This window comes from Phytohabitans sp. LJ34, from assembly GCF_052068095.1.
Taxonomy (GTDB): domain Bacteria; phylum Actinomycetota; class Actinomycetes; order Mycobacteriales; family Micromonosporaceae; genus Phytohabitans.
Window position 1 is genome coordinate 91,072 of sequence record NZ_JBQHDG010000028.1, and the last position, 12,280, is coordinate 103,351.

Annotated in this window: 2 protein-coding genes (1 of these 2 cut by a window edge); both read right to left on the reverse strand. The window is 71.8% G+C overall.

Annotation, left to right across the window (positions count from 1 at the left end; all coding sequences use genetic code 11):
• On the reverse strand, positions 1–11,016 hold the full coding sequence (locus ACTMTJ_RS38585; protein WP_441223696.1) for an SDR family NAD(P)-dependent oxidoreductase: 11,016 nt from the start codon (positions 11,014–11,016) through the stop codon (positions 1–3).
• On the reverse strand, positions 11,006–12,280 hold the end of the coding sequence (locus tag ACTMTJ_RS38590) for an SDR family NAD(P)-dependent oxidoreductase (RefSeq protein WP_441223697.1). It continues 11,613 nt past the right edge of the window; the window shows 1,275 of its 12,888 coding nt (coding positions 11,614–12,888); its start codon lies beyond the right edge, outside the window; the stop codon is at positions 11,006–11,008. Before ACTMTJ_RS38590 ends, ACTMTJ_RS38585 begins: the two co-directional genes overlap by 11 nt.

Sequence of the window (12,280 nt, forward strand, 5' to 3'; positions counted from 1 at the left end):
TCACACCGCGCGCGCCACGATGACGCACTGCGCGTGCTCGTCGTCCGGGATCCCGGCGAGGCCGTGGAGCTCGGCGTCGTCGAATCCGGCCGCGTGCAACGAGGTCCGCCACTGCCGGGTACTGAGCAGCGGGGAGCCGCTGATCCGGACGTCCTCGTCCTCGTACAGCCACCACCCAGGGGTGAGGCCGAACGTGAGCGTGTTGTAGTCGAGCCGCTGGGTGAGTTCGTTGACGACGATGACCCCGCCCGGCTTGAGCAACGCCCGGCACTGGTCGAGGGTCACGTCCATGCGGCGGGTGGTGTGCAGCACGTTGCTGGCCACGACCACGTCCATCGAGTGCGGTTCGAACCCCTGCCCCGCGGGCGCCCGCTCGACGTCGTAGGCGGTGAATTCGGTGAACGGGTACCGCTCCGCGAACTGTGGTTTGGCTGCCTGCACGAAGACCGCGCCGATGTCGGTGTAGAAGTACCGGACCCGGTTCGCGTGCGCGGCGACCGCCTCCAGCACGTAGGCGCTCGTGCCGCCGGTGCCCGCACCGACCTCGAAGACCTGCGCGGTGGAGAGCGGGAACCGCCGGGTGAAGTGGCGCACGTGCTCCCCCACCCGCTCGGCCACCAGCCGGTTGTAGTACTCGGTCTGGATGTTGCCCTTGTACAGCTCCGCGACGAGCTCCATGGAGCCGCCCGGGAAGATGACGTCGGTGGCCTCCCGGTCGCCGCGCGCCACCTCCAGCACCGCGGCCTGGCAGGCCAGGAGTAGCGGTACGTAGTCGCGGACGTCCGGGTGTGCGGCGACCATCTCGGCGGCGTGCCGCTCGATCTCGTCCGCCCCGCCGGCGAAGCCGGAGGCGAGGAGCTTGTCGGTGGCGGCGAGCTCGCCGTCCACCCGGCGCAGGTATCCGCCCCGCTCCAGGATGTCGAGCGAGGCGCGGAAAAGCCGGTCGTACCCGTCCTGCACGGCTAGCTGGGTGCGCGCCTGCGCGACCGGCACCGGCGTCTCGTCCACCGGCAGCACGCCGGCGCCGCGGAACCGGTCGGCGAGCAGCCGCCCGCCGAACTCGGTGAGCGCGTCGAACGAGGTGATGAAGTCGAGGTACCGGTCGCGGTCCAGCGGCGGCGGGTCGCGCAGCACCGACTCGATCTGCTTGGCCGCGATGCTCAGGGTGGGCTCGTCCAGGAGGCTGAGGTGGTCGTTGTCCAGCTCCACGACCCGCACCTCGCCCTCGACGACGTCCCGCCACGGGCGCACGTAGTCGTAGCCGTCGAGGATGTTCTGGGCCCGCCAGTACATTGCGCTGGAGCGGCCGGTGAAGCCGTCCAGCGCCCGGAAGAACAGCACGTTCGAGGCGTCGTACGGGCGCATCTTGTAGGTCTGGTAGATGCCTTCGGCGTGCGCGGAGCACTCCATCCCGCCACGCAGGTAGTGGTAGATGTCGTCGACGTCGAGCAGCTTGCCGCTGCGCTCCTTGGCCAGCCGGGCCAGCTCGGCGAGCCGTAGGTTGGGTGGCAGGTGCGCCACGTCGTCCTGGCGGATGGCACGTTCGGGGTTGTCGTTCAGGTTCAGGAAGTAGTTGGCGAGGTAGAACTGGAGGAATCCGTCGTCGTAGCCGCCGAAGTGGCGGTCGAACACTTCCTGGGTCGCGGGGTAGGTGTCGAACATGATGAGGTGGCGGATGGTCTCGCCCTGCTCCTGCAAGCGCCGGGCGATCTCCATGGCGGGGATGCCGCCGAAGGAGTACCCGCCGATGACGTATGGACCGTTGGGCTGCACCCGGCGGATGCAGTCCACGTAGTAGTCGATCATCTCGTCCAGGGTGTGCGGCATCGAGTGCCCGTCGGTGCCTCGGGCCTGGAACGCGTAGACCGGATACTCCGGGCCCAGCACCTGAGACAGGTTCTGGAACCAGGCCGCGTAGCCGGCCGCGCCGTGCACCCAGAACGACGGCTGCCGGGTGCCGCTCACGTTGACCGGGATCAGCTCGGGCGGCAGCCGGTCGGCGTCGCCGCGGCCCCGGTCCTTGCGGCGGGCGGTGGTGCCGGACGCCGGCTCGCGCCCCTGGAAGAACTCCGTGTGGATATAGCCGGACAGCGCCCGCAGGGTCGGGTATTCGATCAGCGCGGTGACCGGCATCTGGATGTCGAACTCCTCCTGGACCACCTGGACGATGAGGGCGCCGAGGATCGAGTCCACGCCGAAGTCTTGTAGCGGCTGGTCTTCGTCGAAAACGTCCTCGGTCAGCTTGAGCTTGTCCAGCAGGATGTCGCGCAACACCGCGCGGATGTACGGTTCACCGGAAAGCGTCTCCTCGTCACCCGCGTCGTGCCGCGCCGCGCGGCCCTCCGGCGCGGTAAACCAGAACCTGGTGCGGTTGAAGGCGTAGGTAGGCAGTGAGGTCCGCTGCGGGGTGGCGACACCTGGCCAGTCCACCGGTTGCCCCGCCACCCAAGCCGCGGCGAGCTCATCCGGCGTACCGGTGAGCCGCGCACCCGTACCGGCGGCGCCCGCGTGTCCACGGTGGACACCGGGCTGGTCCTCGCCGCGCTGGACCGCCCGCAGCCGTGCACCCAACTCGGACAGGCTGGCCGCCACGACCGCGAGCCGCTCGACGAACTCCTCCCGGCCTTCGCGCAGGGTGTACTCGACGGCGTCGGGACCCGGTGCCGGCTCGGTGCCGCTCTCCCAGCGATCCAGCCGGTCGAGGAACCGGTCGATCCCGCTGTCCAGCGCGGCCGGCGTCTTGGCGGAGTAGACGAACACCCGGTCCCGTGGCTGTGCTGCCGGTGCCGGTGCGTCCGTGGCGTACTCCTCGACCAAGACGTGCGCGTTGACCCCGCCGAAGCCGAACGAGCTGACCCCGGCTCGCAGCGGTGACGGCCGCCCGTCGGCACCGGTCAGCCGCTGCCACGGCACCGTCTCGCGGATCGGATAGAACGGGCTGTCCCGCAGATCGACGTAGGGGTTCATCTCGTCGAGGTGCACCAGGCCGGGCAGCGTCGCGTGCCGCATCGACATGATCACCTTGATCAGGCCGGCGATACCGGACGCCGGCTCGAGGTGTCCGATGTTCGTCTTCACCGAACCGATGCCGCAGTAGGGCTCGCCCGGCAGCTGGCTGCCTCGGGACCGCGCGAGCTGGCGGAAGGCGGACTTGATGCCGTTGATTTCTACCGGGTCGCCGAGCTCGGTGCCGGTGCCGTGCAGCTCCAGATACCCGATGGACTCGGGTCCGACGCCGGCTTCCTCGACCGCTTCGCGCAGCAGCGCCGCCTGCGCCTCGGTGCTTGGCGCCGTGATGGACGCGGCCCGGCCGCCGTGGTTGACCGAGGTGCCCCGGATGACGGCGTAGATCGTGTCGCCGTCGGCCACGGCCTGGCTCAGTGGTTTGAGTACCACCGCGCCGACGCCCTCGCCCTTGACGTACCCGTCGGCGCCGCGGTCGAGGGTACGGCAGCGGCCCCGCGGCGAGAGCAGCCCCATCATCGCGGCGGCCACTGTGGAGTACGAGGCGAGGTTGAGCGCGATCCCGCCGGCGATCGCCATGCTGGCCTCGCCGTTGCGGATCGCGCGCACCGCGCGGTGCACCGCGACGAGCGAGCTGGAGCACGCGGTGTTCACCGGTTCGCTGGGTCCGCGCAGGTCGAGCAGGTACGAGATGCGATTGACCACAATGGAGTGTTCGTTGCCCAGACCGGCCTGTGCGTTGAGCACACCGGCCTCGTGCAGCAGGTGCTGGTAGTCGCTGAACTGCACGCCGGCGAACAGGCCGACGTCCCGGCCGGCGAGGTGGGAGGGACGGTACCCGGAGTCTTCGATGGCGCCCCACACCGTCTCCAGCAGGACCCGCTGCTGCGGATCCATCATCTCGGCCTCCGCCGGGGAGATGCCGAAGAAGAGCGGGTCGAACTTGTCCACGTCGTCGACGAAGCCGCCCCAGCGGTACCGGCCCTGCTGGTCCTCGGGCACGCCGTCGCAGAGGGACCGCCAGTCCCACCGTTCGGCGGGCACCTCGGTCACCAGGTCGCGGCCGGCGGCGAGGTTGTCCCAGTAGCGATCGAGGTCGGGCGAGCCGGGGAACCGGCCGCTCATGCCGATGACGGCGATGGGCTCGGCGCCCCCAGCGGCCGCGACCGGCTCTACGGCCGCGACTTCCGCCACGGCCGGACGGGTCTTCTCCGGAGCCGCCAGCCGCGGCCCGTACTCCTCGACCAGCCAGTCGGCCACCCCGCCGAGCCCGCGCCGCTCGTAGAACAGGGTCGGTGACACCGCCGCGTCGAACCGTTCGCCGATCCGGTCAGCGAGCTGCTTGAGCGCTACCGACTCCAGGCCGTACTCGCCGAGGCCGGTCGTCTCGTCGAGGCGGCCCGGGTCCAGGCCGCTCACGTCCGCCGTCATCGCCATCAGCTCGCGCACGATCGAGGCGCGCTGCCCCGGGAGATCGGGCTGAGGCGCCGGCGCGTCCGTCGCTGGGTTCACGTGATCCACCATTTCCTCCCGGGCAGCGGGCACGGCCGCTCGCGGGATCTCGTTTATCCAGTGCCGTTCGCGGGCGAACGGGTAGCCGACCAGCGGCACGCGCCGTCGCGTCCTCCCCCGGTGCAGGGCCCGCCAGTCGATCGCCGCTCCGCGTACCCAGCTCCAGGCCACAGTGGCCGGGTCGAGCTGTGAGCGGTCCGACTCGTGCAAGGTGTCTTCGCGGGGCCGGCCGGAAAAGACACCTTCGGACGGGACACCGGTGGCGAACGCCCGGAGCAGGGAGGCCGCCTGCGGCAGGTTGGACGCCACGACGGCCAGCCGCTCGGGCATGACCTCTCGGCCGACCTGGAGGGTGTAGGCGACATCCCCGAGGGTCAGCCCGTCGCCGCCAGCCAGAGCGGGATGGACTTGACCCGGGAAGGCGGCGTTTTCCAGCAGGTACTCGGCCAGTGCGGCGACCGTGTCCAGGGCGGCGGGCAGCTCGTCGGACGCCGTCCCGTACGCCTGCGCGACGACGGTACCCAGGCGGACCCGGGCGGCGTGGTCCAGCCCGCATTCGCTGAGCGGGTCGGTGGTGCCAAGGTCGTTCTGGTGCAGGCCGAGCAGCTCGCGTACCCGGTCGAGCAGGTCCGCCGTGACCGCCTCGGCGGGCAGCGGCACCACCGGGGCGGTACGCCGTTCGAGGAAGGCGGCCAGGTTTTCCGCGAGCACGACCAGGCGGTCGGCGGACTTGGCCGACAGCACGAGTACCTGCGGTCCGTCCGGCCGGCTGTCGTGCGACGGCTGGGGGTGATCGGCCAGTACCACGTGCGCGTTGGCGCCACCGGCGCCGAACGAGCTCACCCCGGCGATCCGGCGGGCCGGCCGGTCGCCGCGCGGTGGCCAGGCCGCGGCCTCGCGCTGCACCCGGAACGGCGAGTCGGCGAAGTCGGCGTTCGGGTTAAGCCGGTCGGCGTGCAGCGAGGGTGCGAGCATGCCGTGGCGCATCTGGAGAATCACCTTGGTGACCGCGGCGACCCCCGCGGCGGATTCGAGGTGGCCGATGGCGGACTTGACCGAGCCGATGGGGACGGTGACCGGGTCGTGTGGCGCGGCGCCGAGTTCATGGAACGCCTCGGTGAGCGCGGCGAGCTCGATCGGGTCACCGAGGGGCGTGCCGGTGCCGTGCGCTTCGACATATCCCACATCGGCCGGCTTCACCGCGGCCGCGCGCAGTGCCGTGACGACGGCGGCGGTCTGGGCCCGCGGGTTGGGCACCGTGTACCCGTTGGTCTTGCCGCCATGGTTGACCGCGGTGCCGCGGATCACCGCGTGCACGGTGTCTCCGTCGGCCAAGGCGGCGGGCAGCGGTTTGAGCAACAGCGCACCGACGCCTTCGCCCGGCACGTACCCGTCGCCGTCCGCGCCGAAGCTGCGGCACCGGCCGTCGGTCGACGCGAACCGGCCCAGGCTCAGTTGCAGGTACTTGTGGGGATGCAGGCTCAGGTTGACGCCGCCGGCGACCGCGGTGTCGCACTCGCCGCGGCGAAGGCTCTCGCACGCCAGGTGGATGGCGGTGAGCGAGGACGAGCACATGGTGTCCAGGGCGAGGCTTGGGCCGTGGAAGTCGAAGAAATAGGAAACGCGGTTGGCGATCGAGGCGTGCGAGGAAACCGCCATCCGGCCATCGGCGGCCTGTCCGAGCAGCGCGTACTCGCCATACATGACACCGACGAACACGCCGGTGGTGCGCTCTCGCAGCTGTGCTCTGGTGTACCCGGCGGACTCCAGGACGTGCCACACCGTCTCCAGGAAGATTCGCTCCTGCGGGTCCATCATGGCCGCTTCGTTGGGCGAGATGTTGAAGAAGAGCGGATCGAACTTGTCGACGTCGGTGAGGAAGCCGCCCCACTTGGCGTAGCTGCGGCCAGGTCCACCGGCCGGGTCGAAGAACCCGTCCAGCGACCAGCGTTCTGGCGGGATTTCGGTGACGCAGTCGCGGCCGGCCAGCAGGTTGCTCCAGAAGTCGTCCAGGTGCTCGGCCATCGGGTAGCGGCCGCTGACCCCGACGACCGCGATGTCGCCGGCGGGCACGGGCGGGCTCGGCTCCACGGCGACCGCGGGTGCCTCGCGCACCGCGTCGAGGACTTCGCCCGGTCGGATGGCGAGCCGACTCTCGATGGTCGTGCGGTGCCGCTCGGCGAAGTACCCGGCGAGCTCGCGCAGCGTGCCGTACCGGAAGAACAACGTCTTGGGCAGCGGCCCGAACTCGCTTTCCAGGCGCTGGGACAGTCGCATGACCATGATCGAGTCGATGCCGAACTGCTCGAACGCCGCCTCCGGATCGATGCGCCCGGCCGGCACCCGCAGTTCGTCGGCGAGCACCTCGGCGAGCAGTGACTCGGCGGCCGCGCGCAGGTCGCCCGAAGCGACCGCGGTGTTTGGCGTGGCCGCCGCAACCGGGGCGGACGGGCGCTGTAGGGCCGTCCGGATCTCGACCGGGTCACCCTTGACCAGTGCGACGTACGGTGAGGCCGCGCGCAGCACGCTGGACAGCGCCGAGAGTCCTTCCGCGACGTCCATTGTGGGCATGTCCGGGATCGCGTGCGCGACGGCGGCGCCCATGCCGCCGCCAGCCCACGCCGGCCAGGCCACCGACACCGTCCGCCCTTGCCGGCTGCCTTCGCCGCGCAGCCGCTCGCGCGCCACGGCGAACTCGTCCAGGAACGCGTTGGCGTACGCGTAGTCGGTCTGCCCGGTGTTGCCCAGGGCCGGCACCAGGGACGAGAAGAGCACCATGAACTCCAGCGGGTCGGCGCGGGTCAGCCGGTCGAGCACCAGCGCGCCGTCTACTTTGGATCGGAGCACGTCGCGTACCGTGTCGGGTGTCTTGTGGACGAACAGGCTGTCGCGCACCACACCGGCGGCGTGGATGACGCCGGTGAGCGGCCCGAGCTCGCGCCGCACCTCGTCGAGCACCGCCGCCATCGCACTGGCGTCCGCGACGTCGGCCCTGCGGTAGACCACCCGGCCGCCGCCCGCGCCGAGCCCATCCACTTCGGACTCGGTGAGCGCCGAACGGCCGAGCAGCACGACGTTGGCGCCGGCGCTTGCCAGTCGCCGCGCCAGGTTTCGACCGATGAAGCCGGCTCCGCCCGTGATCAGGCAGGTGGCCCCGCTACCGGCCGGCGACGGTGCGGTGCGGTCGAGCGGCGGCAGTTCGCGCAGCTCGCGCCGGAGCACCGCGCCGTCCGGGCGCACCTGGAGCTCGGGCTCGTCCGCCGGGTCGCCGCGGCGCAGCAGCAGGTCCCAGGCCAAATCCAGCCGGGCCGAACCGTCCGGCTCGCACGGCACGCCCACGCACTGCACCCGCAGCTCGGGGTCTTCCAGCCGGAGCGTCCGGGCCAGCGCGCCGAGCGCGGCCAGGTGCGGCGCCGCCACGTCCCCGTCGAGCGGGTGGGCCACGCGGATCGCGACCGGCCCGCCGGGACGGCCGCTGAGCGCCTGGCACAGCGCGAGCGTGGTGTGGAAGCTCAGGCTCAGGTCGGGTGGTCCGTCGAGGTTCTGCCGGTCGTGCAGCGACCAAAGAACGAGTACCCGGTCGGGTTCGAACGCGGCTACGAGCCGCCCGAAGTCCTCGGCCGAGTCGGGCCGCAGCTCGAAGCTGTGCTCCCCGATCGCGCGGAAGGCGGCGCCGGGCACGGCGTGGACAACCGTCTGGCCCGGGTGCTCGGCACGCAGCCGATCCACGTGTCCGGAGCCGAGGTCGCACACCAGGATGACGCCGTCTTCCGCACGCCCGGTCCCGGCGACGGCCGCCTCCCGCCATACCGCCTCGAACGGCGTCACGATATCCAGGCCGCCGGGAGCCTCCACCTCGGCGACGGTCAGGCCGTGCAGCGACACGAGCACCTTGCCGGACTCGTCGGTCACCGCGATGTCCAGGATCGTCTCGCCGCGCGGCACCACGTGCGCGTAGCAGGAGGCGCGCAGCGGCGCGTGCATGGTCAGGCGCTCCAGCGCGTACGGCACCCGCAGGCCGCCCGCGCCGGCGTCCGGCGCCAGTGCGACCACCGCCTGTAGTGCGCCGTCCAGCAGCGCGGGATGCAGCCCGAAGCCGGGCAGTCCGGCGCTCAGCTCGGGCGGCAGGCTCAGCTCGGCGAGCGCCTGTTCGCCATCGGTGCGCACCTCCCGGACCACCTGGAAGCCTGAGCCGTGGGTCAGGCCGAGTTCACGGAACCGCTGGTAGCACTCGGCGCCGGACAGCGTCCGGCCGCACTGCCGCCGTATCGCCGCCAGATCCACCGTGGGCGCGACACTCTCGGCGACCACGGGGTTGAGCCAGCCGGCGACACCCGGCCGCGGTCCAGTCCCGTGGCCGATCTGGAAGGACACGCCGCCGTCGCCGGGGGTGAGGCGGATCTCCAACCCCTGCTCGCTCACCGCCGGCAGGCGGCGGTGCCAGGTGACGTCCTCGACCGACCGCACCTCGAAGCCGGCGAGTTGCCCGGCCGCCCTGGCCAGTTCGAGTGATGCGGTCGCGGCGAGCACCGGTTTCCCGCCGACCAGGTGGTCGGCGACCACGAAGTCGGTGCCCGCCGGGCGGTAACGGAATCTCGGTCCGTCGCCGTCCGGCAGGCGGTCCAACACGAGCCCGGCGGCGGGGGGCGCCGGTTCGTCGCGTGTCTCGTGCCAGTAGCGGTCGCGGGCGAACGGGTACGTGGGCAGGCCGGTCCGCCGTCCACCGGACGGGTGAAGCGCGTCCACGGGTACCGGCACGCCGTGCTCGTAGGCCGACGCGGCCCGCTCGAGCGCCGCTCGCCGCTCGGCTCCCCGCGCCGCTTCCGGGAGCTCGCGGCGCAGCTCCTCGGCCACCCACTGCCGCTCGCCCACGGGGGCGCCACCGCCGGCCGTGCCGGCGCGGCGGGCGGCGATCGCAGCACTCAGCTCGGCGGCGCCGCCGGCCACGAACGCGGCCCGCTTCTCGAAGTGCAGCCGCCCGGCGTGCAGCGTGTAGGCCACCGCCTCCAGCGGCTGCCGCCCGGCGTCGCTGTCCAACCAGGACTCCAGGTCGTCGAGGCGCCTGGCCAGTGCCTCGTCGGTCCGCGCCGAGACCAGTATGAGCTGCGGCTGGGGGTTCGCGGCGGGCAACGGGCGCTCCGGCGGCTCCTCCACGACCAGATGGGCGTTGGTGCCGCTGTAACCGTAGGAGCTGATCGCGGCCCGACGCGGCGCACCGTCCACTGTCGACCACGGGATGGCCTCGGTAACCGGGTAGAACGGGGTAGTGGCGAAGCCGATCCGCTCGTTCTCCTGCTCCAGGTGCAGGGTCGGCGGGAGCATCCGGTGCTCCAGGGCGAGCAGGCACTTGATGAGGCCGGCCACACCGGCTGCCTGGCCGGTGTGGCCGATGTTGCTCTTCACCGATCCGATGGCGCAGAACCCGGTCCGGTCGGTGTATGTGCGGAACGACCGGGTCAGTGCCTCGACCTCGATGGGGTCGCCGAGTGTGGTGCCGGTGCCGTGCGCCTCGACGAGCGAGATGGTCTCCGGGCTGATGCCGGCCCGGTCGTACACCGACAGCTGGAGCGCGGTCTGCGACCGGGAGCTCGGCGCGGTCAAGCCGTTGGTCTTGCCGTCCTGGTTGGTACCCACGCCGAGCACCACGCCGCGGATCCGGTCGCCGTCGCGCAGCGCCGCCTCGAGGTCTTTGAGGACCACCACGCCGACGCCCTCGCCGGGTACGAAGCCGTCCGCGCGGCTGTCGAAGGCGCGGCACCGACCGGTCGGCGAGAGCATGCCCGCCTTGCTCGCCGAGAGGTAGAAGCCGGGCCCGACGAACAGGCACACACCACCGGCCAGCGCCATCTCGCACTGGCCCGACTCGATGGCTTGGCAGGCCAGGTGGACGGCGACCAGCGAGGACGAGCAGGCGGTATTCAGCGCGACGCTCGGCCCGCGCAGGTTGAGCAGGTACGAGATGCGGGCGGCCAGGATCGCCGTGTCGTTGCCCATCATGACGCGGGCGTCGGCATCCACTCCGTTCCGCTCGGATTCGCTGGCGTAGTCGCTGGCGGGTGCGCCGGCGAACACCCCGCAGCTCGTCGCCGACACCGCGTCGCTGGCGTATCCCGCGTCCTCCAGCGCCGTCCAGCAGCTCTCCAGGAACAGCCGCTGCTGCGGATCCATGCTCTGCGCCTCGCGGCCGGAGAGGTTGAAAAACAGCGGATCGAACCCGTCCACGCCGTCGAGGAAGCCGCCCCACCGGGAGTTGGTCCGGCCCGGCACGTGCGGATCGGGATCGTAGTAGCGGTCGATGTCCCAGCGCTCGCGTGGCACCTCGCGCACCGAATCACGGCCGGAAACCAGCGACTCCCAGAACTCCTCCGGCGACGCTCCGCCGCTGAACCGGCAGGACATGCCCACCACGGCGACGCGGCGGCCGGTCGCCGGGGACGCGGGATCGCCGGCGCGCAGCGCGGCGAGCCGCCGCTTGCCCTCCGTCGGGGAGATCTCCCCTGACCGCACGAGTTCCAGCACGCGCTTCAGGTCACCGTTCATGCTCGCCCCCCAGCTTCGCCAATGCGTCGTCGAGACTCAGCTCACCGGCGGCGAGCCGTTGCAACAGCTCCACGTCGGCGGGTACCGTCTCGGCTGGCCCGTGGCCGTGTCCGTTGCTCTTTCCGTTGGCCTTGCCGCGACGCCCGCCGTCCGCGCCGGGACGGTCCGCGCACACGTGTTCGGTGAGCTCGGCCAGCGTCGGGTGGTCGAACAGGGCGGTCGGCTTGAGGTTGGTGCCCAGCCGCGCGTTGAGCGTGTTCACCAGCTCGACGAGGATGATGGAGTCCACCCCGTACTCGGTGAACGGCCGGTCCACGTCGAGGTCGTCGCTGTCCCGTCCGAGCACCTCGGCGACGGTGGACGACACGATCCGCCGGGTCTCCGCCAGATCGAGGCTCGTCGGCGATTCCACCGCCGCGGCCGGCTCGCGCTCGGCGACGAGAACGTGCTGGCCCATCTCGCCGTGCGTTACCTCGGCCGGCGCCAGGGCGGTGGTGCGGCCGAGTCCGGCGCCGTGCAGCAGCCGGGTCCAGGTCGGCACGTCGGCCAGTGGTGAGCCCGGCACCCGCACCTCGCCGTCGGTGGCCCGCCACCAGCCGTCGAGCAGTCCGAAGGTGAGCGTGGCGAACGGGCTGAACGCGGTCGTCTCGCTGAGCACCAGCCGGCCGCCGTCCTTCAGCAGGTGCCGGACGTGGTCCAGGGTCTCGCGCAGGTCGCGGGTCGCGTGCAGCACGTTGGCCGCGACCACCACGTCGAAGTCGCCGGACGGGAACCCTTGGTCGGCTGGGTCGCTTTCGATGTCGAGCCGGCGGAACTCCATGAAGGGATGGTCGGCGCCGAACTCCCGGCGCCCGTGCCGCAAGAAACCCAGCGATACATCGGTGTACACGTACCGGACCCGGTCGCCCCGGTCTCGGAGCGCGGCGAGCACGCTCGCGCTGGTACCGCCGGTACCCGCGCCGATCTCCAGGACCCGCACCGGGGCGGTGTCGCCGTGGCCGTCGACGTACGCGAGGACTGCCTGCGCGGCCAGCGCGTTGAGCCGGTCGGACAGCGGGTCACCCCGGTAGACGCCCTCCACCTTGCTCGCCGACGCGCCCGGGAACATCACCGTGGTGGCCTCCACCTCGCCGCGCAGCAGGTCCGGGTACTTGTCGAGGCAGGCGGTCAGCAGGTCGACGTGTGCGGCCACCTCGGGGCTCCGCCCGCCGAGCCGCCTACTCTCGGCGGCCAGGTCCCTGGCGGCTAGGCCGGCGACCGCCGC

Bases quoted from the DNA above. Each gene is read 5' to 3' on its own strand.
- ACTMTJ_RS38585 (WP_441223696.1), bottom strand. From the start codon at position 11,016: ATGAACGGTGACCTGAAGCGCGTGCTGGAACTCGTGCGGTCAGGGGAG.